Annotated in this window: 25 protein-coding genes; 12 read left to right on the top strand and 13 right to left on the bottom strand. The window is 67.2% G+C overall.

Annotated elements, in window-relative coordinates:
• Positions 1 to 22: 22 nt before the first annotated feature.
• Positions 23 to 880, top strand: a complete 858-nt coding sequence (locus tag ASC94_RS02660) for a type 1 glutamine amidotransferase domain-containing protein (protein ID WP_056390327.1) — start codon at positions 23 to 25, stop codon at positions 878 to 880.
• 153 nt (positions 881 to 1,033) lie between these two features.
• A complete protein-coding gene (locus tag ASC94_RS02655) occupies positions 1,034 to 1,216 on the top strand; it encodes a hypothetical protein (RefSeq protein ID WP_056390325.1) in 183 nt (60 codons plus the stop codon).
• Here ASC94_RS02655 and ASC94_RS02650 read toward each other — a convergent pair.
• Both ASC94_RS02650 and ASC94_RS02645 read right to left on the bottom strand, forming a co-directional pair.
• Positions 1,213 to 1,812 (bottom strand): YdcF family protein, encoded by a 600-nt coding sequence (locus ASC94_RS02650; protein ID WP_229417147.1) that lies wholly within the window; start codon positions 1,810 to 1,812, stop codon positions 1,213 to 1,215. The two genes, ASC94_RS02655 and ASC94_RS02650, sit on opposite strands and share 4 nt — an antisense overlap.
• 81 nt (positions 1,813 to 1,893) lie before the next feature.
• On the bottom strand, positions 1,894 to 3,243 hold the full coding sequence (locus ASC94_RS02645) for an MFS transporter (RefSeq protein WP_056390320.1): 1,350 nt from the start codon (positions 3,241 to 3,243) through the stop codon (positions 1,894 to 1,896).
• 127 nt (positions 3,244 to 3,370) lie between these two features.
• Between ASC94_RS02645 and cyoA the strand changes: the two genes are divergently transcribed.
• From cyoA to ASC94_RS02595, 10 genes are all read left to right on the top strand, one after another.
• Positions 3,371 to 4,372, top strand: coding sequence for a ubiquinol oxidase subunit II (gene cyoA / locus ASC94_RS02640; protein ID WP_082616069.1), 1,002 nt, complete (start codon positions 3,371 to 3,373; stop codon positions 4,370 to 4,372).
• The gene (gene cyoB / locus ASC94_RS02635; RefSeq protein ID WP_056390317.1) at positions 4,356 to 6,350 is read left to right on the top strand and encodes a cytochrome o ubiquinol oxidase subunit I; all 1,995 of its coding nucleotides are present in this window, start codon (positions 4,356 to 4,358) and stop codon (positions 6,348 to 6,350) included. Before cyoA ends, cyoB begins: the two co-directional genes overlap by 17 nt.
• On the top strand, positions 6,343 to 6,954 hold the full coding sequence (gene cyoC / locus ASC94_RS02630) for a cytochrome o ubiquinol oxidase subunit III (protein ID WP_056390314.1): 612 nt from the start codon (positions 6,343 to 6,345) through the stop codon (positions 6,952 to 6,954). Before cyoB ends, cyoC begins: the two co-directional genes overlap by 8 nt.
• Positions 6,951 to 7,355, top strand: coding sequence for a cytochrome o ubiquinol oxidase subunit IV (cyoD, locus tag ASC94_RS02625; RefSeq protein WP_056390311.1), 405 nt, complete (start codon positions 6,951 to 6,953; stop codon positions 7,353 to 7,355). The genes cyoC and cyoD overlap by 4 nt, the downstream gene beginning before the upstream one ends.
• Positions 7,352 to 8,203 (top strand): SURF1 family protein, encoded by an 852-nt coding sequence (locus ASC94_RS02620; RefSeq protein ID WP_157201251.1) that lies wholly within the window; start codon positions 7,352 to 7,354, stop codon positions 8,201 to 8,203. Before cyoD ends, ASC94_RS02620 begins: the two co-directional genes overlap by 4 nt.
• A gap of 99 nt (positions 8,204 to 8,302) precedes the next feature.
• Positions 8,303 to 9,538, top strand: a complete 1,236-nt coding sequence (locus tag ASC94_RS02615; RefSeq protein WP_229417175.1) for an ATP-binding protein — start codon at positions 8,303 to 8,305, stop codon at positions 9,536 to 9,538.
• A gap of 38 nt (positions 9,539 to 9,576) precedes the next feature.
• Positions 9,577 to 10,113 carry a response regulator transcription factor gene (locus tag ASC94_RS02610; RefSeq protein ID WP_056392050.1) on the top strand — a complete coding sequence of 179 codons (537 nt, stop codon included), beginning with the start codon at positions 9,577 to 9,579 and terminating at the stop codon, positions 10,111 to 10,113.
• 132 nt (positions 10,114 to 10,245) lie between these two features.
• Positions 10,246 to 11,547, top strand: a complete 1,302-nt coding sequence (locus tag ASC94_RS02605; RefSeq protein ID WP_056390308.1) for a TonB family protein — start codon at positions 10,246 to 10,248, stop codon at positions 11,545 to 11,547.
• 111 nt (positions 11,548 to 11,658) lie between these two features.
• Positions 11,659 to 12,024 carry a glutaredoxin family protein gene (locus ASC94_RS02600; protein ID WP_056390305.1) on the top strand — a complete coding sequence of 122 codons (366 nt, stop codon included), beginning with the start codon at positions 11,659 to 11,661 and terminating at the stop codon, positions 12,022 to 12,024.
• 48 nt (positions 12,025 to 12,072) lie between these two features.
• A complete protein-coding gene (locus ASC94_RS02595; RefSeq protein WP_082616061.1) occupies positions 12,073 to 12,912 on the top strand; it encodes an arylamine N-acetyltransferase in 840 nt (279 codons plus the stop codon).
• Between the two features lie 44 nt (positions 12,913 to 12,956).
• Here the strand turns inward: ASC94_RS02595 and ASC94_RS02590 are convergent, their stop codons facing one another.
• The 11 genes from ASC94_RS02590 to ASC94_RS02540 all read right to left on the bottom strand — a co-directional run bounded on the left by ASC94_RS02590 (position 12,957) and on the right by ASC94_RS02540 (position 24,398).
• Entirely contained in the window at positions 12,957 to 13,724 is a 768-nt protein-coding gene (locus tag ASC94_RS02590; RefSeq protein ID WP_056390299.1) for a serine protease, read from the bottom strand.
• Between the two features lie 25 nt (positions 13,725 to 13,749).
• Positions 13,750 to 14,100: a hypothetical protein gene (locus tag ASC94_RS02585; RefSeq protein ID WP_157201249.1), complete on the bottom strand. Its 351-nt coding sequence runs from the start codon at positions 14,098 to 14,100 to the stop codon at positions 13,750 to 13,752.
• A gap of 107 nt (positions 14,101 to 14,207) precedes the next feature.
• Positions 14,208 to 15,737 (bottom strand): response regulator, encoded by a 1,530-nt coding sequence (locus ASC94_RS02580; protein ID WP_056390292.1) that lies wholly within the window; start codon positions 15,735 to 15,737, stop codon positions 14,208 to 14,210.
• Entirely contained in the window at positions 15,734 to 17,572 is a 1,839-nt protein-coding gene (locus tag ASC94_RS02575; RefSeq protein WP_056390290.1) for an ATP-binding protein, read from the bottom strand. Before ASC94_RS02575 ends, ASC94_RS02580 begins: the two co-directional genes overlap by 4 nt.
• A complete protein-coding gene (locus tag ASC94_RS02570; protein WP_056390287.1) occupies positions 17,569 to 18,702 on the bottom strand; it encodes an ATP-binding SpoIIE family protein phosphatase in 1,134 nt (377 codons plus the stop codon). The genes ASC94_RS02575 and ASC94_RS02570 overlap by 4 nt, the downstream gene beginning before the upstream one ends.
• Positions 18,687 to 19,103, bottom strand: a complete 417-nt coding sequence (locus ASC94_RS02565; protein WP_056390284.1) for an ATP-binding protein — start codon at positions 19,101 to 19,103, stop codon at positions 18,687 to 18,689. Before ASC94_RS02565 ends, ASC94_RS02570 begins: the two co-directional genes overlap by 16 nt.
• Complete coding sequence (locus tag ASC94_RS02560; RefSeq protein ID WP_056390281.1) at positions 19,100 to 19,456, bottom strand: STAS domain-containing protein; 357 nt, start codon at positions 19,454 to 19,456, stop codon at positions 19,100 to 19,102. Before ASC94_RS02560 ends, ASC94_RS02565 begins: the two co-directional genes overlap by 4 nt.
• A gap of 7 nt (positions 19,457 to 19,463) precedes the next feature.
• The gene (locus ASC94_RS02555) at positions 19,464 to 20,327 is read right to left on the bottom strand and encodes an STAS domain-containing protein (RefSeq protein ID WP_056390278.1); all 864 of its coding nucleotides are present in this window, start codon (positions 20,325 to 20,327) and stop codon (positions 19,464 to 19,466) included.
• Between the two features lie 138 nt (positions 20,328 to 20,465).
• Positions 20,466 to 22,592 carry a TonB-dependent siderophore receptor gene (locus ASC94_RS02550; RefSeq protein WP_056390275.1) on the bottom strand — a complete coding sequence of 709 codons (2,127 nt, stop codon included), beginning with the start codon at positions 22,590 to 22,592 and terminating at the stop codon, positions 20,466 to 20,468.
• Between the two features lie 106 nt (positions 22,593 to 22,698).
• Entirely contained in the window at positions 22,699 to 23,556 is an 858-nt protein-coding gene (locus ASC94_RS02545) for a hypothetical protein (RefSeq protein WP_056390272.1), read from the bottom strand.
• Positions 23,553 to 24,398: a hypothetical protein gene (locus ASC94_RS02540; RefSeq protein WP_056390269.1), complete on the bottom strand. Its 846-nt coding sequence runs from the start codon at positions 24,396 to 24,398 to the stop codon at positions 23,553 to 23,555. Before ASC94_RS02540 ends, ASC94_RS02545 begins: the two co-directional genes overlap by 4 nt.
• Between the last annotated feature and the right edge of the window lie 7 nt (positions 24,399 to 24,405).

Raw genomic sequence — 24,405 nt, 5'->3', positions numbered from 1 at the left:
CCACGCATACAAGGAGTACCGCATGAAACCGTTCGTCCGCACCGCTGCCGCCGCCGCTGTGTTCGCCCTTTCCGCCGCCGGCGCGCATGCCGCCAACGTGCTGGTGGTGTTGTCCGATGCGGCCCAACTGGAGTTGCGCGACCAGCGCGTCTATGACACCGGCTTCTACGCCAACGAGCTGATGCAGCCCGTGAAGAAGTTGCTGGACGCCGGCCACAGCATCACTTTCGCCACGCCGTTGGGCAAGGCGCCCACCGTGGACCGCAATTCACTGGATGCCGCGCTGTTCGGCGGCGACGCAGCCATGCAGGAACACCTGGCGCTGCTGGAAAAACTGAAACTCACCTCGCCGGCCGCCTCGCCGGTAGTGAGCCTGGCGCGCGTGGAGCAGGGCGGCTATGCGCAGTACGATGCGGTCTACATTCCCGGCGGGCATGCGCCCATGCAGGACCTGATCCGCAGCCCGGCCGTGGGCCGCGTGCTGGCCTACTTCCACGATGCTGGCAAGCCGACTGCGCTGGTCTGCCACGGTCCGGCCGCGCTGGTGGCGGCGCTGGCGCAGCCGGAGACCTTCGTGGCCAGGCTGGAATCGGGCGCCAGGGCGGCTGGCACGGGCTGGATTTACGCGGGCTACCGCATGACCGTGATCAGCAACGCGGAAGAGGAAGCCGGCAAGGGCTATCTGAAGGGTGGCGTGATGAAACTCACGCCGCAGACCGCGCTGGAGGGGGCCGGCGGCAGGTACAGCAGCGGCCCGAATTGGGCCCCGCACGTGGTGGCCGACCGTGAATTGATCACCGGCCAGAACCCGGCGTCGGCCGTGGGTGTGGCGGATTTGCTGCTGGCGCGGCTGCCAGCCGCACTGAGCAATACTAAATAGCCAAATGGTACTAACACCTTCGATGGGCGCGTGCTACTATTTCCAGCATTGTTCAAAGCAGTGCAGAAAGCGCCCAAACCGCAGCGCGTCCTCCGTGCCGAACACGCACATGCCTACCCAGCTCCGTAGGCAGCCCGAGGGAGTTAGTCCAAAATGAGCAGCTGCAAAAGAAACAACCACGACCTGGCAAAGGTGATCGAGGAAGCCCGGCGGATCGATGCCGCCCAGGGCGCCGCGAATGCCTGGGCCTATCTGTTGGCGCATTCCGTCGACCCGCAGACCATTCTGCGCGTGCTCAGCGGGAACGCCGTGCGCCGCAACGCCCACCTGCACTAAATCCCGGGCGGCGCGCTGCCGTCTATCTCTTCAAGAAAGCCTGCCGCCAGGTAGCGCGGAATCTTGTCGAACTCGCCGAGCACCCGGGCGCGGAATTCGTCGTGCTCGTGCCAGCGTTCGGCAGGCACGCCGAAGTAATTGACGGGGGAAATCGACAGGGTCGGTCCAGGCCAGTGGCGCCGCATGGTCATCAGATAGCGCCGTGCCGAGCAGATTTTCCCGATCACCAGCACGCTGCGGACCGCTGCCAGGTCCGTCGTCTCGGCCACCCGCGCGCGGCCGAAGCGGACGTTCTCCCCGGTATTCATCGCGGCAGTCTCCAGGATGAGGGCGGATGCAGGCATCCCCAGCCGCACCAGTTGCTCGGCGATCAGGTCCGCCTCGGCCAGCGGCGACGAGCCGGTCCGCCCGCCGGAGATCAGCAGGCGGCCGAACATGCCGCGCGCCCACAACCCGTGCGCCGCCTGGCAAAACTCGGGCACGCCGTGGCGGGTGCCGAAGAGAAAGCCGAGATCGGACGGCCGCACGGCCATGGCCGGCATGACGTAGTCGGCAATGCGCCGCAAGTCGTCGGATGACATGGCAGTTTGTGACATGGCTGTTCCTAATGCAAAGCGGGCCCGCAGCTTGCGCCGGGGGCCCGCCGATGTGCCAGCCGATGTGCTGGCCTAGCGCGCTTAGTCGCGGATTTCCAGCGCGCGGTTCAGGCTCAGGGCGGCAAGGGAGCCGACCGCGCCGGACAGCAGGTACAGGCTGACGTAGGCCAGGCCGAAGTTGGCCGACAGGCCCAGCGCCACCAGCGGGGCGAAGCCGGCGCCCACCAGCCAGGCCAGGTCGGACGTCAGCGCGGCGCCGGTGTAGCGGTACTTGGTCTGGAAATTGGCCGTCACGGCGCCGGCGGCCTGGCCGTAGGACAGGCCCAGCAGCAGGAAGCCCACCATCAGGAAGATGTTCTGGCCGGTTTCGCCGCCGTCCATCAGCATCGGCACGAAGCCGCTGAACACGGCGATCAGCGCCGCCAGGGTGCCCAGCGTGGTGCGGCGGCCGAAGCGGTCCGCCAGCAGGCCGGAGGCGACGATGCCGCCGGCGGCGAGCAGCGCGCCCACCATCTGCAACCCCAGGAAGTCGGGCAGCGAGCGGGTCGAGTAAAGGTTGATCCAGGACAGCGGGAACACCGTCACCAGGTGGAACAGCGCGTAGCTGGCCAGCGCAGCCAGCGCGCCGATCAGCACGTTGCGGCCTTGCGAGCGGGCCAGTTCCATCACCGGGGTCGGGTCCAGCTCGTGCTCGTCAAGCAGCTTGGTGTACTCGGTGGTGGATACCAGGCGCAGGCGGGCGAACAGGGCCACCACGTTGATGGCGAAAGCCACGTAGAAGGGGTAGCGCCAACCCCAGTCCAGGAATTCCAGCGTGCTCAGCGCGGACAGCAGGAAGGAGAACAGGCCGGCCGCCAGGATGAAGCCGACCGGGGCGCCCAGCTGGCCCAGCATGGCGTACCAGCCGCGCTTGTTCTGCGGCGCGCTCAGCGCCAGCAGCGAGGGCAGGCCGTCCCAGGAGCCGCCCTGGGCGATGCCCTGCCCGATGCGCAGCACGGCCAGCATGACCAGCGCGGTCATGCCCCAGTCCGCGTATTCGGGCAGGAAGGCGATGCCGGCGGTGGAGCTGCCTAATAAGAACAGGGCGGCGGTCAGCTTGGCTTCGCGGCCGAAATGCCGCTGCAGCGCCATAAACAACACCGAACCGAGCGGACGGGCGATAAACGCGAACGAGAAAATGACAAAGGAGTAGAGTGTGCCGTCGAGGCGGCTTTCGAAGGGGAAGAAGACCTGCGGGAAGACCAGCACCGAGGCAATGGCGTAGACGAAGAAGTCGAAGTATTCGGATGCCCGGCCTATCACCACCCCGATTGCGATCTCTCCGGGTTCGATATGGCCATCCCTGGCATTGATGTTGCGCGCCCCTTGACTGGTTTGACGCGATGGATGTTCGGCGGGAAGATCGCCGTTGAATGTTGTCGTCGTGGCCATATTCCTTGTCTCGCTTATTAGTTGTACAACGGTCCGCCCCGTGGGTAGGACAAAGTGTCCAATGTCCAAGGAGAGCCGTTGTGGTTACAGTACCATGTTATTCATTTTATGTAACGTACATTACCGCATGAAATCTCCCCTGAACCATCGTGGATTGGCTCTTTTGCCGCTGATGTTGCTCGCAGGCTGCAACACCGTGGTGATGAATCCGTCCGGCGATATCGCCGCGCAGCAGGCCCGCCTCGTGGTGGTGTCCACCTTGCTGATGCTGCTGATTGTCGTCCCAGTCATCGCACTGACCCTGTTCTTTGCGTGGAAGTATCGCCAAAGCAACACTACCGCCAAATATGAACCCGATTGGGATCATTCCACCAAGCTCGAACTGGTGATCTGGGGCGCGCCGCTGCTGATCATCATCGTGCTGGGCCTGCTGACCTGGATCAGCACCCACCAGCTGGACCCGTACCGTCCGCTGTCGCGCATCGACGACAAGCGTCCGCTGGCCGCCGGCGTCAAGCCGCTGGAAGTGCAAGTGGTGGCGCTGGACTGGAAATGGCTGTTCATCTATCCGGAGCAGGGCATCGCCACCGTCAATGAACTGGTCACGCCGGTTGACGTGCCTGTACGTTACAAGATCACCGCCTCGACCGTGATGAATGCCTTCTACGTGCCAGCCCTGGCCGGCATGATCTACGCGATGCCGAGCATGGAGACGCAGCTGAACGCGGTCATCAACAAGCCGGGCGTGTACGACGGCTTCTCGGCCAACTTCAGCGGCGCGGGCTTCTCGCACATGCGCTTCAAGTACCACGGCGTGAGCAATGCGGACTTCGACGCCTGGGTAGCCAAGGTCAAGGCTTCCGGTGCCACCGGCGCCGTGGCGCTGGACCGCGCCACCTACCAGGTGCTGGAAAAGCCGAGCGAAAAAGAGCCGGTGCGCTACTACCCGACCGTTTCTGCAGACCTGTACGACGCGATCCTGAACCGCTGCGTCGGCGACGGCACCACCTGCATGAACAAGATGATGGCGGATGACATCGTGCGCGCGAAAACCGCGGCCGAGCTGTGCAATACGCCGACTCCCGTGCCTAATCTTTCCATGAAGAGCAACAATGCAACACAATACTGACCTCATCTTCGGACGGCTGAGCTGGGAAGCGATTCCCTTCCATGAGCCTATCCTGCTGGCGACCTTCGCCGGCGTCGTGCTGGGCGGCATCGGCCTGCTTGGCGCCATCTCCTACTTCCGCCTGTGGGGCAACCTGTGGACGAACTGGATCACCAGCATCGACCACAAGAAGATCGGCATCATGTACATGATCCTGGGCCTGATCATGCTGCTGCGCGGCTTTGCCGACGCGCTGATGATGCGCGCCCAGCAAGCGATCTCCTTCGGCGACTCGGCCGGCTTCCTGCCGCCGCACCACTACGACCAGGTCTTCACCGCCCACGGCGTGATCATGATCTTCTTCGTGGCCATGCCCTTCGTGACCGGGCTGATGAACTACGTGGTGCCGCTGCAGATCGGCGCGCGCGACGTGGCCTTCCCGTTCCTGAACAACTTCTCCTTCTGGATGACCGCCTTCGGCGCCATCCTGGTGATGGCTTCGCTGTTCGTGGGCGAATTCGCCCGCACCGGCTGGCTGGCCTATCCGCCGCTGTCCGGCATCCTCGCCTCGCCCGACGTGGGGGTGGACTACTACATCTGGTCATTACAGGTGGCCGGGGTGGGCACGCTGCTGTCCGGCGTGAACCTGGTGGTCACCATCGTGAAAATGCGCGCGCCCGGCATGGACATGATGAAGATGCCGGTCTTCACCTGGACCGCCCTGTGCACCAACGCGCTGATCGTGGCCGTGTTCCCTGTGCTGACCGCCGTGCTGGCCATGCTGTCGCTGGACCGTACCTTCGGCACCAACTTCTTCACCAACGAGCTGGGCGGCAACCCCATGCTGTACGTGAACCTGATCTGGATCTGGGGCCACCCCGAGGTCTACATCCTGGTGCTGCCGGTGTTCGGCGTGTTCTCGGAAATCGTCTCGACCTACTGCGGCAAGCGCCTGTTCGGCTACACCTCGATGGTGTACGCCACCGTCGTGATCACCATCCTGTCCTACCTGGTCTGGCTGCACCACTTCTTCACCATGGGCTCCGGCGCCAGCGTGAACTCGTTCTTCGGCATCACCACGATGATTATCTCGATCCCGACCGGGGCCAAGATCTTCAACTGGCTGTTTACCATGTACCGCGGCCGCATCCGCTTTGAAGTGCCGATGCTGTGGACCATCGGTTTCATCATCACCTTCGTTATCGGCGGCATGACCGGCGTGCTGCTGGCTGTTCCTCCGGCCGACTTCGTGCTGCACAACTCGCTGTTCCTGATCGCGCACTTCCACAACGTCATCATCGGCGGCGTGGTGTTCGGCGTGTTCGCGGCAATCAACTACTGGTTCCCGAAAGCCTTCGGCTACAAGCTCAACGCTTACTGGGGCAAGTGGTCGTTCTGGCTGTGGTTCGTGGGCTTCTACTTCGCCTTCATGCCGCTGTACGTGCTGGGCCTGATGGGCGTGACCCGCCGCATGAGCCACTTCGACGATCCATCGCTGCAGATCTGGTTCCAGATCGCCGCGCTGGGCGCGGTCATGATCGCCGGCGGTATCGGCGCCATGCTGATGCAGTTCTGGGTCTCGTTCCGCGACCGCAAGCAAAACATGGACGTCACCGGCGATCCGTGGAACGGCCGCACGCTGGAATGGTCGACCTCGTCGCCACCGCCTGACTACAACTTCGCGTTCACCCCGCGCGTGCACGACAACGACACCTGGGCCGACATGAAGAAGAACGGCTACCAGCGTCCGCTGCAGGACTACGTGGCGATCCACATGCCCAAGAACACCTGGGCCGGCTTCGTGATTGCCGCGATCAGCGGCCTGGTGGGCTTCGCCCTGATCTGGCAGATGTGGATCCTGGCCGGCGTTGCCTTCGTTGCCATGATGGCCGCCATCATTGTTCACACGTTTAATTACAAACGCGATTACTACATTCCTGCGGACGAAGTGGTCCGCACCGAAAATGCTCGCACCCAACTGCTGAATGCCCATGTCTGACGCTACTTTGAACCCAAGCTCGCGCTACTTCGTGCGCGAGCACCATCCGGAAAACGGCACCTTGCTCGGTTTCTGGATCTACCTGATGAGCGATTGCCTGATCTTCGCCGTCCTGTTCGCAACCTACGCCGTGCTGGGCCGCAACTACGCGGGCGGCCCGACCGGCGCCGAGCTGTTCGACCTGAAGCTGGTGGCATTGAACACCTCGATGCTGCTGCTGTCGTCGATCACCTACGGCTTCGCCATGCTGGAAGCAGGCCGCAAGCGCCTGGGCGCCACCATGGGCTGGCTGATCGTCACCGGCCTGTTCGGCGCAGCCTTCATCTCGCTGGAACTGTACGAGTTCGTGCACCTGCTGCACGAAAACGCCGGTCCGCAGCGCAGCGCCTTCCTGACCTCGTTCTGGTCGCTGGTGGCCACCCACGGCCTGCACGTGACCTTCGGCATCGTCTGGCTGATCACGCTGCTGTTCCAGCTGAAGAAGCACGGCCTGACGCATGAAAACATGCGCCGCCTGACCTGCCTGTCGATGTTCTGGCACTTCCTGGACGTGGTCTGGATCGGCGTGTTCACCTTTGTTTACCTGATGGGAGTTCTGCCATGAGCGATCACAACCACGAGCACCATGGCCATGACGATCACGGCCACGGCCACCACGGCCACGACGACCACAACCATGGCAGCCTGAAGTCCTACACCATCGGCTTCATCCTGTCGGTAATCCTGACCGCCATTCCGTTCTGGCTGGTGATGGGCAATGTGTTCGCCAATCCGGCTACCACCGCCTTCACCATCCTCGGCTTCGCGGCCGTGCAGATCGTGGTCCACATGGTCTACTTCCTGCACATGAACGCGAAAGTGGAGGGCGGCTGGTCCATGCTGGCCATGATGTTCACGCTGATCCTGGTGGTCATCGTGCTGTCGGGCTCGATCTGGGTCATGTACCACATGAATGCCAACATGATGCCGGGCATGGACGCTCACCAGATGCGCAACATGCCATGATGTCCGCACCGCGCTCCGCCGCAGCCTCCGTACCGCGCCTGCGCTCCGCAGGCCTGCGCTACACGCTGGCGGCGTGCGCGGTGCTGGTCATTGCAGTACTGCTCGCGCTGGGCACGTGGCAAGTCCAGCGCCTGCAATGGAAACTGGCGCTGATTGCACGCGTCGACGCGCGCGTGCACGCCGAGCCGGTTTCCGCCCCCGGGCCGCAGGACTGGGCCAGGGTCTCCGCCGAGACCGATGAATACAAGCACGTCTTCCTGACGGGCCGATTGCTCCCCGAATACTCCACCAAAGCGCAGGCGACCACCGAACGTGGCCCTGGCTATTGGCTGCTCACGCCGCTGTGCCAGGCGGACGGCAGCATGGTCATTATCAACCGCGGCTTCGTGCCGCTGGACGCGGCCGCCGCCCTCGGCGCCAGCCTGTCCAACACGGTGCCGGCCGGCACCGATGCCTGTGCCGCCGCCGCGCTCGCCGGGCGCGCGCCGGTGCGCATCAACGGCCTGCTGCGCATCAGCGAGACCAAGCCCGGCCCGCTGGGCCTGCGCGTGAACGAGCCGGCGCAAAACCGCTGGTACGCGCGCGACGTGCACGCCATGGCCACCGCGCGCGGCCTACAGGCGGCGCGCGTGGCGCCATATTTTGTCGACGCCGACGCCGGCCAGTACGTGGCCGACCTGGACCCGGCCGTGCGCCCCTACGGCGGCATGACAGTGATCTCCTTCCCGAACAATCACCTGGTTTATGCGCTCACCTGGTACGCGCTGGCTGTTATGATGGCGGCCGCGCTGGCGTGGGTGATCCGCGACGAGCGCCGCCGTGCGCGCAAGGGCAGCGCGCACGCATAAACCGGGCGAGGGACCATGTCGGGCCAAATACTTTCCATAGCAAAATTGCCGTCTTTCCTGGCGGCCGCCAAGGCCGGCCAGGCCGCCGGGCACCAGAACATGCAGCAGCTGATCCAGCTGCGCTGGATCGCCGTGGTCGGCCAGGTGACCACCATCGCCGTGGTGGCATGGGGCTTCGGCATCAAGCTGCCGCTGGTCTACATGCTCGAAGTGCTGGCCTGCCTGATCGCCTTCAACGTGGCCAGCCAGCTGCGCTGGCATGAAAAGTGGGCGGTGTCGAACGCCGAACTGTTCATCGCCATGCTGGTGGACGTGGCCAGCCTTACCGCCCAGCTCTACCTGAGCGGCGGCACCTCCAATCCCTTTGTCTACCTGTACCTGCTGCAAGTAATTCTCAGCGCGGTGCTGCTGGAGGCGTGGTCCACCTGGACCATCGTGGCCATTGCCAGCGCCTGCCTTGCCGGCCTGTCGGTGTGGTCCAAGCCGATCGCGCTGCCGCTGTTCCACGAGCGCGGCTATTTCAGCCTGTACATCCAGGGCATGCTGATCTGCTTTGCGCTCAACGCCGCGCTGCTGGTGGTGTTCATCACGCGCATCATGAGCAATCTGCGCGCCGGCGACGCCATGCTGGCCAGCATGCGCCAGCGCGCGGCCGAAGAGGAGCACATCGTGCGCATGGGCTTGCTCGCCTCGGGCGCCGCGCACGAACTCGGCACGCCGCTGGCCACCTTGTCGGTGATCCTGGGCGACTGGCGCCGCATGCCGGAATTCAGCAGGAACCCGGAACTGCTGGAGGAAATCGGCGAAATGCAGGCCCAGCTGGCGCGCTGCAAGTCCATCGTCAGCGGCATCCTGCTGTCGGCCGGCGAGGCGCGCGGCGAGTCGTCCACGCGCACCACCATCAATACCTTCCTCGACGAGCTGGTGCAGGAGTGGCGCGAAAGCCGGCCGGTGGCTGCCTTCGAGTACGATAACCGCATTGCGGACCTGCCGGTGGTGTTCGATTCGGCGCTGAAGCAAATGATCTGCAATGTGCTGGATAATGCACTGGAAGCGTCGCCCGAATGGGTCAGGCTGGAGGCGCGCTGCGAAGACGGCGCGCTCAGGCTGGTCGTCAGCGACAGCGGGCCCGGTTTCGCGCCCGAGATCCTGGAACAGTTCGGCAAGCCCTACAATTCCAGCAAGGCCAAGCCGGGCCGGGGCCTGGGCCTGTTCCTGACCGTGAACGTGGCGCGCACCCTGGGCGGCACCGTCACGGCCAGCAACCGGCCCGAAGGCGGCGCGGCGGTGCAGCTGAGCCTGCCGCTTGCGGCCATTGCAGTGGAAGAGGAATAGGAATGCCGGAACACGCAGCACAAGAAGACATGCCGGGCATGCAGGAAGTCCGCCAGCTCATCATCATTGAAGACGATGCCGCCTTCGCGCGCACGCTCGGCCGCTCGTTCGAGCGGCGCGGCTACGAGGTGCTGCTGGCCGCCAGCCTCGAAGAGGCCGAAGCGCTGCTGGAGCAGCATACGCCGGGCTACGCCGTGGTGGACCTGAAGCTGAAAAACAACACGTCCGGCCTGCTGTGCGTGCAAATGCTGCACGCGCACGACCCGGACATGCTGATCGTGGTGCTGACCGGCTTTGCCAGCATCAACACGGCGGTCGAGGCCATCAAGCTGGGCGCCTGCCAATACCTGGCCAAGCCGTCCAACACGGACGACATCGAGGCCGCCTTCGCCCACGTGGCCGGCAGCGCCGAGGTGGAAATGACCAACCGCTCCACCTCCATCAAGACGCTGGAGTGGGAGCGCATCCACGAGGTGCTGGCCGAGACCGACTTCAACATCTCCGAAGCGGCCCGCCGCCTGGGCATGCACCGCCGCACGCTGGCGCGCAAGCTGGAAAAGCAGCGCGTGAAATAGGCTGCAGGGCTGGCACCAGCCCATCATTTTTGATCGCCATTGCTAGCGCTTTGCAAGCCGATCGCGGCTGATGGACAATCGTCGGCGAGTAACTGTAAGATGGTATTTTTGCTAATCTCGCAGGATGACAGCATGATCACCCAAGCAATGGCGCGCCAGGCAGCCGCAGCGGTATTGGCCCTGGCCGGCTGGCATGGCGCGGCGCAGGCGGCGGGGCCGGCGCCCACGCCCGCCGTGGCCGATTTCAACCGCTGCGAGAAGCCGGTCTGGCCGCAGGATGCGTTGCGCCGCGAGCAGCAGGGCACTGTCACGATGGCCTTCAGGATAGGCGCGGATGGCAGCGTCGTGGAGTCCAAGGTCACCAAGTCCAGCGGCTATCCCCTGCTGGATGAGGCTGCGCGCTTCGGCATTGCCAAGTGCAAGTTCAAGCCCGCCACCCTGAACGGCAAGCCGCAGTCGTCATGGATGCGGATGCAGTACGTGTGGACGCTGGACCACAGCGCCAATGATCCCGCCTTGCAAGCCGCGTTCGCCAGCACGCTTGAGGCGGCCGAGGCCGGGGACGTCGCGGCGCAGCGTAAATTGGGCGAGCTGTACCGGAGCGGCAAGGGCGTGCAGCCGGACAATGCGCAAGCCCTGCAGTGGCTGAGCAAGGCGGCGGACGCCGGTGACGCCGAGGCGCAATACCTGGCCGCTCTGCTCTTGCTGCCGCCGCAAGGCGGGCCGGCCGATGCCGTTCAAGCGCACCAGTGGCTGCTGAAGGCGGCCGTGCAGGGGCACGCGATGGCCATGGTGCTGCTGGCGGCGCAATACAGCAACGGCAACGGCGTGGACAAGGATAGCGAGCAGGCGTACGCCTGGCTGCGCAAGGCGGCCGACGCCGGCACGCCGCGCGCCTATGTCGGCCTGGCGTGGATGTACCAGACCGGCCAGGGCGTGGACCGCAATCCCGACGAAGCGCTGCGCATGCTGCGCCAGGGGGCGGAACTGGGCGATGCGCACGCGATCCTGGGGCTGGGCGCGGAGCTGTTCCGTTCCCAGTCGCCGCGCGACCACGCCGAAGCCGTGCCGCTGCTGGCACAGGCGGCCGGAAAAGGCAATCCCCATGCCCAGGCCTTGCTGGGCCAGGCGTACCGCGAAGGACGCGGCGTGCCGGCCGACGTGGCTGCGGCGGCCGAGTGGTTCCGCAAGGCGGCCGCCCAGAGCCATGTCGAGGCGCAGTTCGCGCTGGCTGAAATGCTGGAACAGGGCAGCGGTGTGCGCAAGGACGAGGCCGAGGCGCTGCGCTTGTACGAGCTGGCCGCCGGCCGCGGCTGGGCCCCGGCGCTGCGGCGCCTGATCACGGTGTCCGAGCGCGGCGAACTGGGCCGGCCGGTGGATGTGGCGGCGGCGGCGCACTGGCGCGCGCGCCTGCCCGCCACCAGCGCCAGGTAAGCGGCCAGCATGGCTGCGGGGCTGACTGGACGATGGACTGCGCGGTGGGCAGCATGGCGGACTGCCTGCCGGAGCGCATGCGGGACCGCGTGGCAGACGGGCTGGCTGGCGGTGGCACTGCTGGCGGTCGGTGTGGCGGCCTTCCTCGCGCTGAGCGGCGCCGGCCAGCTGCGCGGGCTGCTGGACGAGGACATGACACCGGCCCAGGTGGCGGCACTGGCCGCGCAGGTGGGCCCCGGCGAGGTGACGCTGTACACCGCCGATGGCTGCCTGTACTGCAACCTGGCCAAGGAATGGCTGAACCAGCGCGGCTTCGCCTACACCGAGTGCAATATGAGCGCCAGCAGCGCCTGCGCCAAGGGCTTCCATGCCTACAGCGCCAGGGGCACGCCCTTCCTGGTGGTGCGCGGTGAACAAATGCGCGAAGGCTTCCAGCCCGAGGTATTCCTGAATATCCTGAGGCGCCGCCGGGCCTGACGGGAAAATGTTATCCTTTCCGCCAACATGTTACATGGAGCGGATTCGATGACACAAGCCACGCCACACTTTCTGGACGCGTATTGCGCGCGCGTCGGCTATACCGGCGAGCGTGCGCCGACGCTGGGCACGCTGCTCGCCTTGCAGCAACTGCACCCGGCCGCCATTCCTTTCGAGGCCATGGATGCGCTGTTGCACCAGCCGGTGGACCTGGCGCCGCAGGCGGTGGATGCCAAGCTGATCGCGGCGCGCCGCGGCGGCTATTGCTTCGAGCAGAACAGCCTGTTCAAGCGCGTGCTGGAGGCGCTGGGTTTCACGGTGGAGGGACTGATCGCCCAGGTGCGCTGGCAGCTCGGGCCGGAGGCGGCGCTGCGCCCGCGTACGCACATGGTCCTGCGGGTGACGATAGACGGCACGCCCTGGCTGGCGGACGTCGGTTTCGGCAGCTGCGTGCTGACCGCGCCGCTGCGCTTCGGCCTGGCGGGCCCGCAGGCCACGCCGCACGAGCGCTTCCGATTGGTCCCCGTCGGCAACGAGCAGTTGCTGGAGGTGGAAATCGGCGGCGCCTGGCAGCCGGTCTACCAGATTTCGCCCGCCCTGCAGACCGTGGGCGATTACGAGATGGCCAATTATTTCACGTCCACCCACCCGGACTCGCACTTCCGGCACAAGCTCATCGTGGCGCGCACCACGCCAGAGGCGCGCCATGCGCTGCTGCAGAACCGGCTGACCATACGCGGCGCCGACGGCAGCCTCGCGCGCAGCTACCTGGACGCGGACGAGCTGGAAAAGGCGCTGCGGGAGGTATTCCTGTTGCCGGTGGCGCCGGCGTGGCGGCCGGTGCTGGAAGCGGCTGCCGCCACGCTGTGGGAGGAGGCGGCGCGCTGAGCAGCACCGCCTTGTTTCAGCCGCCTTGTTTCAACAGCCCTGTTTCAGCAACCCTGCGCGGTGCACAGCGCGGCGATATTGCCGCTGGTGAAGCGCGGGCCGTTGAAGGTCTGGCCGAAGGTGCCGGTGCAGCTGCTGCTGTCGTAGCCGTGCACCACGGAGTCGACATGGTTGCCGCCCCGGTAGTCGCGCAGCCAGGGGCCGCCGCTGGAGCCGAAAGTCATGGAGCAGCCGGTATTGAGCACCGAGCTGCCGCCGCAGCTGCCGCTGGGGCTGAAGCTCTCGGACGCGCACAGCTGCAGCGTGTTGCCGCCGCCCAGGTTGCCCGGGTAGCCCAGCGCGTGCTGGCTGAGCATGCTGCCGTAGTTCCAGGAACGGCCCAGCCAGCCCGTGTAGAAAGTCACGCCCCTGCCGGCCGAGTCCGGCTGCAAGGCGATCAGGCACACGTCCGATGCCACGTCGCCGTTGCTGATCCAGCTGTTGAGTATGCGCGCCTGCGACCAGGTGAACACGCCGAACGGCGCGTTGCCGCTGTTGTAGGCGGGCGCGAAGGACCAGCCGCCGATCCAGGCGTTGCTGTTGCGGTTGTAGCAGCAGTGCGCCGCCGTGACGATGATGTTGTTGCCGCTGATGACGGAGGCCGAGCAGGTGCCGGCGTTGGTGAACAGCTTGCCGATCGCGCGCGGGGTGTTGCCGTTATTGGTTTCCTGGTATTGCGTGAAGATGTCGGCCGTGGCGTGCGCCGGACCGGCGCGCCCCAGCGCAGCCGCGCCGGCCAGCGCCGCCAGCGCCATGATGGTGTACTTGTCCATGTCAGTTCTCCCTGTCGAGTTTGGCCTAGCGTTGTTGCCCGGGCGCTTTCCAGTCATCGGGATGCAGGCGCCGCGCTTCCTCGTCTGCCTTGGGATCGGGCGCGCCGCCTTCGGCATGCTCGGCCTTGGCGTCGGCCAGCGACTTCTTCTCGGCCGCCGTCTGGGCCTTGCGCCTGGGCTTGCCCTTGGTGGCGTTCCAGTCCAGCGGCTTGGCGTTCAGGCGTTCTTCGCGGGTCTGGTAGGACGGCTCGGCCTGGGAGCGGGCCGGGTCGCTGTCGCGCTTGATGCTGGTGGTGGGGTCTTGCGGCGCCGCCGTGGCGGGCCCTGCCATGAGCAGGACCGCCAGGGCAGCCAGGGATGTGGATGTAGTCGACATGTGCGCCTCCTTTAAGTGAAGCGGGCAGACCGGCCCCGCTTGCTAAAGTTCAGCGTACGCCGCCGTAGCGGATATTCAATCTTTAGTGCCGGTCACATTGACGCAGGTCATGGCGCGTCCAGTTCGCGCACGGCCGCCTCCAGCGCTTCGAAAGTGGCCGGCTTGGTGAGGTGCTGGTCGAAGCCGGCTGCCAGTGCGTCGTTGCGGTCGCGCTCCTGCCCGTAGCCGCTCAGCGCCACCAGGCGGATGCCGGCCAGCTCGGGCAGCTTGCGCATGGCGCTGGCCACCTCGGTGCCGGGCATGTCGGGCAGGCCGATGTCGAGGAACACCAGCTGCGGCCGGAATGCCAGCGCCAGGCGGACCGCGTCCCCTCCGGTGTGGGCCGTGCGCACGTCGTGGCCGCAGTAGCCCAGCAGCGAGGCCACCATGTCGGCCGAATCGACACTGTCGTCCACCACCAGCACGCGGCGCGGCGCGACCGCAGGGCCGGGCTCGGCGGCCGGGGCGGCGGGCGGCACGCCGCTCCCGGCGCCGCATTCGGGCGCGGCGCTCAGCGGCAGGCGGATCTCGAAGGTGCTGCCATGGCCGGTGCCGTCGCTGCGCGCGGCCACGCTGCCGCCGTGCAGATCCACCAGCGTCTTGACCAGGGACAGGCCAATGCCGAGGCCGTCCTGCACCCGGTCGGCGCTGTGGCCGGCCTGGGCGAACAGCGTGAAGATGCTGTCGATCTGCCCGGGCGGAATGCCGATCCCGTTGTCGCTGATGCGTATCAGCGCCTCGCCGCCGTCGCGCGCCAGGCTGACGTCGATGGCGCCGCCCAGCGGGGTGAACTTGCACGCATTGTTGAGCAGGTTGCCGGTGATCTGCGCCAGCCGCACCGCGTCGCCGGCCACCCACAGCGGGGTGTCCGCCAGCTGCGCCGACAGCGTGTGCCGGCGCCGCGCGGCGGTGTCGGCTGCCGTGTCAAGTACCGAGCGCAGCAGCTCGCCCAGCTCCACCGGCGCCACCCGCAGCGCGATCTTGCCCTGGGAAATACGCGACACATCCAGCAGGTCGTCCACCAGGCGCACCATGTGGTCGGTCTGGCGGATGATCATCTGGCGCGCGCTTTCCTGCGGCTGGGGCGCATAGGGGTCGAGGTTGCGCAGCAGTTCCACCGCGTTGCGGATCGGGCCCAGCGGGTTGCGCAGCTCGTGCGCCAGGATGGCCAGGAACTCGTCCTTCAGGCGGTTCACCTCGCGCAGCTCGCGCTCGGCCTTGGCCAGGCGCAGCAGGGCGCGCACATTGGCCACCAGCTCTTCCGGTTCGATCGGCTCGATCAGGTAGTTGTCGGCGCCGCTGTCCAGCGCACGCACGCGGTCCGGCGAGGCCACGTAGGACGCCGAAGTTTGCAGCACCAGCACCATGGCGGTGTGGGGATTTTGCTTGAGGCGGCGGCACACGTCGAAGCCGCTCAGGTCGGGCAGCTTGGTGTCGAGCAGCACCAGGGCCGGGTTTTCGCTGGCGGCCTTGGCCAGGGCTTCGCCGCCGCTGGCCGCCTCGATCACCTGGAAGCCGGCGCGCTGCAGGATGCGCGACTTGGCGTAGCGCGCCGCTTCGGTGTCGTCCACATTGAGGATCAGGTCGTGCGCCATCATGGGGCCTCGGGCAGGTTGGAGAGTGGTATGCCGCTGCCGGAGGCGGACAGGTAGAGCGCGTTGAGCTGCGCCAGCAATTCGGTGCGCGGCACCGGCTTGACGAAATAGGCGTCCGCGCCCAGCGAGTAGGCCTTCTGGCGGTCCGCCACCTCGGACGCGATGATCACCGGCACGTGCCGGCGCCGCTCGTCGTTCTTGGTTTGCGTCAGCCAGCGCCAGGCGTCGGTGCCGTTCAGGTACAGGTCGAGGATGACGGCGGCCGGCGCTTCGCTGTCCCAGATCTGCTCCGCCTCCCACAGGCTGCGCGCCCATACGGCGCGGTAGGGCGTGTTGCGGAAGAAGCTGCGGTACAGCAGCATGGCGGTGCGGTCATCCTCGATCACCAGCACCGGGATGCCGCCGTCGCCGGCTTGGCCCGCTGCCGCCAGCGCTGCTGCCGGGGCGCCGGCCGGCGCCGGGCCGTCGGCGCCGGTGCCGCCGGCTGCGCCGGACTGCCGCAGCCGCAGCGGCAGCGCGGCGAAGAAGGTCGAGCCTTCGCCTGGCGTGCTGCTCAGGCCCACCCTGCCGCCCAGCAGCGCCGCCAGCTTGCGGCACAGCGGCAGGCCCAGCCCGGTGCCTTTGGCGCTGCGCTGCAGGTGGCTGGGCACCTGGCTGAACTCCTCGAAGATCAGTTGCTGGTCCTCGGCCGCGATGCCGATGCCGGTATCCTGCACCGCGAAGCGCACCCCGGCGCCGTCCGGCAGCAGCTCGGCCGACACGCGCACCTCGCCGGCCTCGGTGAATTTCAAGGCGTTGGAGATGAAGTTGCGCAGGATTTGCGAGACCTTGCCCTCGTCGCTGACCATGAGCAGGGGCTGCTCCGGCATGTCGAACACCAGCTCGACCTTGGCGCTCACCAGCAGCGGGCGCAGCATGCCGCGCAGGGCGCTGAACATGTCGGCCACGTCGAAGGGCTCGGCGCGGACATCGATCTTGCCCGCCTCGATCTTGGCCAGATCCAGCAGGTCGTCCACCAGCTCGGCCAGCGCATCGGCGCTTTTCAGGATGTAGCCGACCTGCTTTTCCTGCTCGCCGCCGAGCTCGCCGTCGGTGCGGTCCAGCAGCAGCTTGGACAGCGCGCGGATCGAGTTCAGCGGGGTGCGGAATTCGTGGCTCATATTGGACAGGAAGCGCGTCTTCATCTCGTCGGCGCCGCGCAGGTGCTCGGCTTGCTGGTCCAGCTCGGCGTACAGGGCCACCACGCCGCGGTTGGTGTCCTCCAGCTCGCGCGTGAGCTTGAGCAGTTCCTCCTGCCGCACGTTCAGTTCGGCCAGGGTGGCCAGCAGTTCCTTGTTTTGCTGCTGCATTTCCGACAGCGCAGCGCCGGGAGGCAGGGCGTGCAGCTCGGCACCGAGCGCGCCGACCGCGGCTGCCGTGAGCACGGGCGCGTCGGTCGGCATCAGCTTCTTGAGCAGGATCACGGTGCCCTTGCCGGGCGCGGTGCTCACGTCGCACTGGTCCATCAGGCGGCGCGCGCCCAGGATGCCCATGCCCATGCCGGTCCTGGACTGGTAGCGCCCGGACAGCACCAGCGGCAGGTCGGGGATGCCCGGCCCCTGGTCTTCCACGCGGATCACCAGCAACTGCGGGGCGGTGGCGCCTTCCACGCTGAATTCAATGCGCCCGCTGCCGGCGTAGCTGTAGACGTTGCGCGCCAGTTCCGACACGGCGGTGGCGATGCGGGTCTGGTCCTGGCTGCCGAAGCCGCACAGCGCGCCGATCTGGCGCGCGCGCTGGCGCGACGCCACCACGTCCACTTCGGCCACGATGGCCAGGCTGAGGATGCGCAGGCTCACGGCCGGCCTCCCTGCCGGTCGCGCAGCACCAGCACGGTGACATCGTCGCGGCCGCGCGAGAAATCGCGATACAGCACGCCGGCGATCAGCGCCGGATGGCGCGCGGCCAGGCCCGGATACTCGTCCAGGTTCCAGCGCGAACCCAGGCCGTCACTGTGCAGGATCAGCATGCCGTCGTGGTCCCACGGCGCGCCGAATTCCTGCACCTTGCGCATATTGCTGCCCACGATGCCGTTGTGCGACACCAGCTGGCGCCGCGCGCCATCGCTCCAGACGTGGCAGGCGATGTTGCCCACCCCGGCCAGCTGCAGCTGCCCGGCCAGCATGTCGATGCGCACCACGGCGGCAGCGGCGCCGCGCGTGGCGCGCAGCGCGCCATGCACATCCTGCAGCAGCACCGCAGCGGGCTGGTTCGGCTTGGCCAGCACGGTGTGCGAGGCCAGGCGCGCCGCGTCGGCCGCCAGCGGACCGTGGCCCAGGCCGTCGGCCACCAGCACGGTGGCGCTAGTGGCGTCGCAGGCCAGGGCCCAGCCGTCGCCGCAGATGGTTTCGCCGTGCATGGGCTGGCACACCACGCCCACGTCCAGCGCCATGCCGGCCTGCGCGCCGTCGCCCTGGCGGGCAGAGGGAAGGGCGGCGGATGGCTGGCTTGGCTGGCTCGACTGGCTTGGCTGGGATGATGGGGATAGCTGGGCCGCCTGCGTCGCCGGCGCCGGCTGCCATACCGTCAGCCAGACCGCCGTGCCCTTGCCTGGCGCGCTGTAGGCGTCAAAGCTGGCCGACAGGCGCCGCATCGCGCCCAGTCCCACGCCGTAGCTGCCGGCGGTGGTGCTGCCGTCCTGCAGGCTTGCGGCCAGGCTGGCCATGCCGGGGCCGCTGTCCAGCGCCAGTACTTCCACGCCGGCGTCGCCCTGTTCGGCGTACAGTGGCCGCAGCAGGATTTCGCCGTGCCCGGCGTGCTTCAGGATGTTGCTGGCCGCCTCGGTCACCACGATGGCCAGCTCGCCGGCGCGCACCGGGTCCAGGCCGGCGCGCGCGCCCAGCTCGGCGGCGGCGCGGCGCACGGCCGCCACGTGGGTGGGGTCGGAGACAGGGCAGCACAGCTGCAGCGGATTCAGTATGGTTTCCATTTGGTGATGCTAACGGTGGTGCCGGCGCCGGGCGCCGAGATGATGTTGAATTCGTCGGCCAGGCGCTTGGCGCCGGACAGTCCCAGGCCCATGCCGCCGCCGCTGGTGTAGCCATCGGTGAGGGCGCGGGGAATGTCGTCGATGCCGGGGCCATCGTCGGTAAATACCAGGTGCAGCCCGCGCCGCATGCCATTGTTGACCTGCACCAGGTGCGCTTCGCCGCCGCCGCCGTAGCGCAGCGTGTTGCGCGCCAGTTCGCTGGCCGCCGTCACCATCTTGGTCTGGTCGATCAGGCTGAAGCCCTGCGCCACCAGCTGCTCGCGCACCTGCTGGCGCAGGCGCACCATGTCCTCGTCCAACCGCAGCGGCACCACGATGGCGCCGGGAGCGGGGGCGTTCATGCGATCTGGCGTTGAAGCAGCAGCACGCCCTTTTCCACGTTGAGCGCGGTCTGCACGCCCTCCAGCTTCAGTCCCAGTTCCACCAGCGTGATGGCCACGGCCGGCTGCATGCCCACCAGCACGGTGTGCGCGTCCAGCACGCGCGCCATGGCGGCGGTGTTGCTGATCATGCGGCCGATGAAGGAATCGACGATGTCCAGCGTGGAAATGTCGATCAGCACGCCGCGCGCGCGGTCCTGCACGATGCGCGAGGTCAGGTCGTCCTGCAAGGTCATGGCCAGCCTGTCGTGCATGTCGACCTGGATGGTGACCAGCAGCAGCTGGCCCATCTTGAGTATCGGGATGCGTTCCATTCCGGCCTCAGGCGCCCGGGCCGTAGGTGACCGAGGCACCCAGGCGCTTCATGGCGGTCTGGAAGGCGTCGGCCAGGGTGGCCTTGGTGGTCACGTCCTCCAGGTTCACGCCCAGGTGCACGATGGTTTGCGCGATCTGCGGGCGGATGCCGCTGATGATGCAGTCTGCGCCCATCAGGCGTGCGGCCGCCACGGTCTTGAGCAAGTGCTGCGCCACCAGCGTGTCCACGGTGGGCACGCCGGTGATGTCGATGATGGCGATCGAGGCGCCGGTGTCGATGATCTTTTGCAGCAGGTTTTCCATCACCACCTGGGTGCGGGCGCTGTCCAGGGTGCCGATCAGCGGCAGGGCCAGCACGTCGCGCCACAGCTGCACCACGGGGGTGGACAGCTCCAGCAGTTCCTGCTGCTGGCGCAGGATCACGCCTTCGCGGTTGCGCTGGTATTCCTCCACGGTGTACAGCCCCAGGCGGTCGAACAGGGCGCCGGTATCGGCCAGCTCCGCGCCCAGCGCGGCGCCGTCGTGCGCCAGCTCGGCGCGCAGGCCGGCAAACAGCGGCTCCTTGAGGGCGAACACGAAGGTGGCCGTCTCGGTGGGGGTGTAGCCCTGGCGCACGCGGGCGGCCGAAATCTCGCTGAGCAGCTGGCGCACTTCAGCCCAGGCTGCGCCGTCGATCTCATAGCTGGCGCCGGCCGGCGTGGCCTGGATCAGCAGCGGCAGCAGGCGCGCGGCCTGTTGCCGCATCTCGCCCTCGGCGCTCTTGTCGCGGCGTACCGTGCGCGACAGCATAGCGCTGAGCCAGCTCTCCAGCAGCGCCTCCTGGTTGTTGCTGAGGATCTTGGCAAGATGCCCGCTGCTCTGCTTGCTCATACATGCTCCACATCGTGAAATTAGGGAGGAGCCAGTCTAACAGGTATAGCTTGTAAAGCTTGGTTAAATTGAAAGCGCCCGCATTGCGGGCGCGGGCGGCCGTACGGCAGGCGATGGCGGCGCGGCCGCGCCTGGCGTTTACAGCTTGTAGCTGGCCTGGATGGAGAACGCGCGGCCGGCCAGCGGCAGGTCGAACGGCAGCGCCAGTCCCGGCGCCAGCGACGGTTCGCGGGCGTCGGCGTCGAACAGGTTGCGCAGCGCGGCCGAGAAATTCCACTGGTTCTTGCCGCGCCGGGTGGACAGGGTCAGGTCCACGGTGTGGTAGTCGGCGATGGGCTTGCGCAGGTCGCCGGCGGCGCGCTTGCGGTCGGCTACCCAGTTCAGCTGCGGCGACAGCGTGTAATTGCTGGCCAGCTGCCAGTCGGCGCGCGCGAACACGTGGTGGTGCGGCGCATAGCCGGCGTCGGTGTTGGTGGCCTTGTCCACCGAGCGCTGCCAGGCGTAATTGCCGACCAGGCGCAGGTCGCGGTTCACGTTCCAGTTGCCTTCGAGCTCCATACCGTGGCCGACCTGGCTGCCGGTGTTGGCGAAGGTGGAGCCGGTGCCGGCCACCGCGTTGGGCACCAGGCGAATGATGTTGCCCATCGAGTAGCGGTACAGCGTGAGGTTGACCTGGGCGTCTGCGTTGGCCTGCCAGGCAAACGCTGCTTCCACGGTGCTGTCGGTTTCCGGCTTCAGGTCCGGATTGCCGCGCGCCACAGGGTTGGACTCGCCGTAGGCCTCGATGAAGGCAGGCGCGCGGAAGGCGCGGCCGTACAGCAGCTTGGCGGTCAGGTCGAAGCTGGCGTCCCACACCAGCGCCACGCGCGGGTTGGTGGTACCGCCGAAATCGGAATAGCGGTCATGCCGTACGCCGGCCGTCAGGGTCCAGTCGGTGGCGACGCGCCACTCGTCCTGCGCATAGATGTAGTCGATGCGGCGCTGGTGCGGGCGCAGGAAGGGCGCGGTGTCGCTGAAGTCGACCAGGCCGGGCAGGGGAATCGGCGTGCCATTGGGTGCGTAGCTGAAGTTGCGCACTTCGTGCGTGCGGTACATGTCCAGGTCGTCGTGTCCCACGCCCAGGCGCACGTGGTGGCCGTCGAAGCCATTGTAGTCGGCGTAGGCGGTGAGGCGGGTGTTGCGCTCCGAGGTTTCCGGCGCGCCTATCATCCCGTTCGGGAAAATCCCGGTGGGGAAGCGCGCGCCGGCCGGCAGCAGCACGTAGCCGGGCAGGTGCTGCACATAGGACTGGGTGTTGATGCTCACGCCCAGGCCCCAGTCGCGGGTGAACTGTGGATCGGCCCAGGCCAGGGTGGAGTTGATGCGGTCGCTGCGCCCGGTGCCGACCGGATCAAGCGCGGAGGCAATGCCGGCGCCGGTGCCCTGCTTGTCGCGCAGCTTGTAGCCCAGGCGCGCGCGCCATTTGCCGTACACCGCCTCCAGGTTCAGGTCGACCGCGTCGCCGCCGGTGTTCACGCCGCCCGGCGCCAGGCTGGCGCGGGTGCCGAACAAGGTGTCGTTGCGGGTCTGGGCGTCCGCTTCCAGCGTACTGTGCTGGCCGTCGGTGCTGCCGACACGCAGAAAGGCCGCGATTTCCACCGGGCCGAGCTTGCCGCCGTGCTGCACCCAGGCGTCGCGCGCATGGTAGGAGCCCAGGCGTGCGCCTACCTCGGTGCCGGCAGCCTCGGCCGGCCCCTTGGTGATGATGTTGATCACGCCCGCGAACGCGTCCGAGCCGTACAGCGCCGAACCGGGGCCACGGATGATTTCAATGCGCGAGATGTGCTCGACCGGGAAGGTGCCCCAGATATTGCCCTTGTTGCCGGTGTAAAGCGTGGTCACCGGCACGCCGTTCTGCAGCACCAGCACCTGCGGCGCATACTGGCTGAAGACGCCGCGCACGATGTACAGCGGCGAATAGCTGTTGGGACTGCGCGCGATATGGATGCCCGCCACGGTTTCCAGCACCTGGTCCAGATCGGTGGCGCCCATGGCGGCAATGTCGGCCGCCGTCACTACCGAAGCCACGGCCGGCGCGCGCCGCAGCGACTGCAAGTTACCGGTCGCGATGCTGACGCTGTCGGCATCGCCGTACACCATGGTCAGTTCGTCTTCTTCGCTGCTGGGGCCTGCCTTGGTCTGGGCGTGGGCCTGCGATTGTGCCACCAGGGCGGGCAGGGCCAGGGCCACGGCCAGCCAGATACGGGATGCGCGGGAAGACTTCAAATCCGATCTCCAGATAGTGATATTTGGCCCATTGTAGCGTGGCACACTTTCTCCATGGGACAAAACAGCAACAACTGTTGCAAGCTTGCAGCTTGATAGCAAATAGCTATGCTGCCTCTTGCATTTCCGTGCAGGGTTGTGCGCCTTTCCAGGCGCGCGGCGCCGGGCCCGAATAGTCCACTGCGCTGCACGGCGTGGCGAACAGCACGCGCTCCGGCTTTTCCGCCGCCTCCACCACGCACGGCGCCATGCCGGCGATGAAGATCGGCATGCGCAGCAGCTGCAGCTCGCGCACCGACATACCCATGTCGGCGATGATGGCCGCGTGCAGGCCCGAATAGTTCATGTGCAGCTGCGCGTAGCGGCTCAGCAGCACCTGCTCCACCTGCCAGGCCAGCGCCAGGTGCGGACCGTTGTGCAGACCAAGGCGCTCGGCCAGCGCCATGATGAAGGGAATGCGCTCATCGTGCGAATTGATCGGGCGCCCAAAGCCGTAGATCTTGCTACGCGCAGTCTCGGCCCACACCACATCGGCCAGATCCGCGCCGGCCTGCACCTGGCGCAGCGCATGCTGCAGGAAAGTCATGCACAGCATGGTGGCCTGGCCGCCGTAGGTGGTGGCCTCGGACACCGCCATGCCGGCCACGATGCCCAGCGACGCGCTGCTGCGCGCGCTGCCGGCCAGGGCCGCCACGCGGTTGTTCCACAGGCGCGCGTCCGGGTAGGAAGTGTGGGTCCACATGGCCTGCACCAGCTCGGCCTGCGCCTCGCTCAGGTGGCGGCCGGTGATGCCGTAGGCGTACAGCTGCACCCACTGCAGGTTGCCCAGGTCGCGGTGCAGGTCGTGGCCGCGGAACACCGCGTGGCTGCCGGGGAAGGCGGCGCCCACGCTGGTGTGCAGGCGGCCGGCGTGGTGCTGCAGCAGCTCGGGGCCGCTCAGGACTTGGTGCAATGGCGCGCTCATGCTGCTTCCTTTTCAGCGATCAGGGGGGCGGGAACCGGCGGCGTGGCGGCCGGGTCCAGTTCCAGTTTATAGAAGGGGAACTGCTTGAAGCCGACTGCCTTCTGTTCCAGCGCGTGCGCGGCGGCGCCGGGTAGGCGCAGCAGCAGGTACAGCATCTCGCCCTCGTCCGGGCTGAAGCCCAGGTCGCCGAACACGCACGCGGCCACGCCGCACATGGCCAGCGGCAAGCCGGCGGCAGCACGGGCCTGCTCCACGCTGGCATGCAGCCAGGCCGTTTGCGGCCCGGCGCCCAAGCGGTCCAGCGCAGCCAGCAACTGGCGCACCGGCAGCGGCGTGGACACGCCGTGCGGATCGAAGCCCGGTATATGGGCCTGCTCAGGCCAGACGTCGACCGGCTCGTCGGCGGCGGCTGCGTGATGGGCGCGCCAGGCATCCAGGTCCGCGCCGCAGCGGCGCCACATCGCCATCGCGTCGTGCACTTCGCGTGCGCCGCCGGAGCGGCCTGCGCCCACGGCCAGCGCGGCCATCAGCGATGATGCGGCGGTGGAGCCGCCCACGCCGCCGCACATGGCGGCATGCACCGCGCCATCGCGCGGCCCGGGATTGGCCAGCGCCACGGCCAGCGCTTCCAGCACGTCCAGTTCAGGCCCGGCCGGCAGCTCGCTGCGCAGCAGCAGCCACAGCATCTCTATCCAGCGCGCGTGGCCCGCCATGGCGCCGTACACGTCATAACCCCGGCAATAGGCAGCGCGGGCGGCAAACGGATTATCCGGCTCCGGCACTTCGTGCCAGATGGCGGTGTGGATCAGGTCTTTTGGCGACGGGGTGGCACGGGTACTCATGGGCGCT

The organism is Massilia sp. Root418 (assembly GCF_001425265.1).
In the GTDB taxonomy this organism is placed as follows: domain Bacteria; phylum Pseudomonadota; class Gammaproteobacteria; order Burkholderiales; family Burkholderiaceae_D; genus Rugamonas.
The sequence above is the reverse complement of the archived record's forward strand: the minus strand, read 5'-3'. Positions and strand labels throughout refer to the sequence as shown.

Coding starts and splice junctions, on each gene's coding strand:
- ASC94_RS02660 (WP_056390327.1), top strand. CDS start 23: ATGAAACCGTTCGTCCGCACCGCTGCCGCCGCCGCTGTGTTCGCCCTT.
- ASC94_RS02655 (WP_056390325.1), top strand. CDS start 1,034: ATGAGCAGCTGCAAAAGAAACAACCACGACCTGGCAAAGGTGATCGAG.
- ASC94_RS02650 (WP_229417147.1), bottom strand. CDS start 1,812: ATGTCACAAACTGCCATGTCATCCGACGACTTGCGGCGCATTGCCGAC.
- ASC94_RS02645 (WP_056390320.1), bottom strand. CDS start 3,243: ATGGCCACGACGACAACATTCAACGGCGATCTTCCCGCCGAACATCCA.
- cyoA (WP_082616069.1), top strand. CDS start 3,371: ATGAAATCTCCCCTGAACCATCGTGGATTGGCTCTTTTGCCGCTGATG.
- cyoB (WP_056390317.1), top strand. CDS start 4,356: ATGCAACACAATACTGACCTCATCTTCGGACGGCTGAGCTGGGAAGCG.
- cyoC (WP_056390314.1), top strand. CDS start 6,343: ATGTCTGACGCTACTTTGAACCCAAGCTCGCGCTACTTCGTGCGCGAG.
- cyoD (WP_056390311.1), top strand. CDS start 6,951: ATGAGCGATCACAACCACGAGCACCATGGCCATGACGATCACGGCCAC.
- ASC94_RS02620 (WP_157201251.1), top strand. CDS start 7,352: ATGATGTCCGCACCGCGCTCCGCCGCAGCCTCCGTACCGCGCCTGCGC.
- ASC94_RS02615 (WP_229417175.1), top strand. CDS start 8,303: ATGCAGCAGCTGATCCAGCTGCGCTGGATCGCCGTGGTCGGCCAGGTG.
- ASC94_RS02610 (WP_056392050.1), top strand. CDS start 9,577: ATGCAGGAAGTCCGCCAGCTCATCATCATTGAAGACGATGCCGCCTTC.
- ASC94_RS02605 (WP_056390308.1), top strand. CDS start 10,246: ATGATCACCCAAGCAATGGCGCGCCAGGCAGCCGCAGCGGTATTGGCC.
- ASC94_RS02595 (WP_082616061.1), top strand. CDS start 12,073: ATGACACAAGCCACGCCACACTTTCTGGACGCGTATTGCGCGCGCGTC.
- ASC94_RS02590 (WP_056390299.1), bottom strand. CDS start 13,724: ATGGACAAGTACACCATCATGGCGCTGGCGGCGCTGGCCGGCGCGGCT.
- ASC94_RS02585 (WP_157201249.1), bottom strand. CDS start 14,100: ATGTCGACTACATCCACATCCCTGGCTGCCCTGGCGGTCCTGCTCATG.
- ASC94_RS02580 (WP_056390292.1), bottom strand. CDS start 15,737: ATGATGGCGCACGACCTGATCCTCAATGTGGACGACACCGAAGCGGCG.
- ASC94_RS02570 (WP_056390287.1), bottom strand. CDS start 18,702: ATGGAAACCATACTGAATCCGCTGCAGCTGTGCTGCCCTGTCTCCGAC.
- ASC94_RS02565 (WP_056390284.1), bottom strand. CDS start 19,103: ATGAACGCCCCCGCTCCCGGCGCCATCGTGGTGCCGCTGCGGTTGGAC.
- ASC94_RS02560 (WP_056390281.1), bottom strand. CDS start 19,456: ATGGAACGCATCCCGATACTCAAGATGGGCCAGCTGCTGCTGGTCACC.
- ASC94_RS02555 (WP_056390278.1), bottom strand. CDS start 20,327: ATGAGCAAGCAGAGCAGCGGGCATCTTGCCAAGATCCTCAGCAACAAC.
- ASC94_RS02545 (WP_056390272.1), bottom strand. CDS start 23,556: ATGAGCGCGCCATTGCACCAAGTCCTGAGCGGCCCCGAGCTGCTGCAG.
- ASC94_RS02540 (WP_056390269.1), bottom strand. CDS start 24,398: ATGAGTACCCGTGCCACCCCGTCGCCAAAAGACCTGATCCACACCGCC.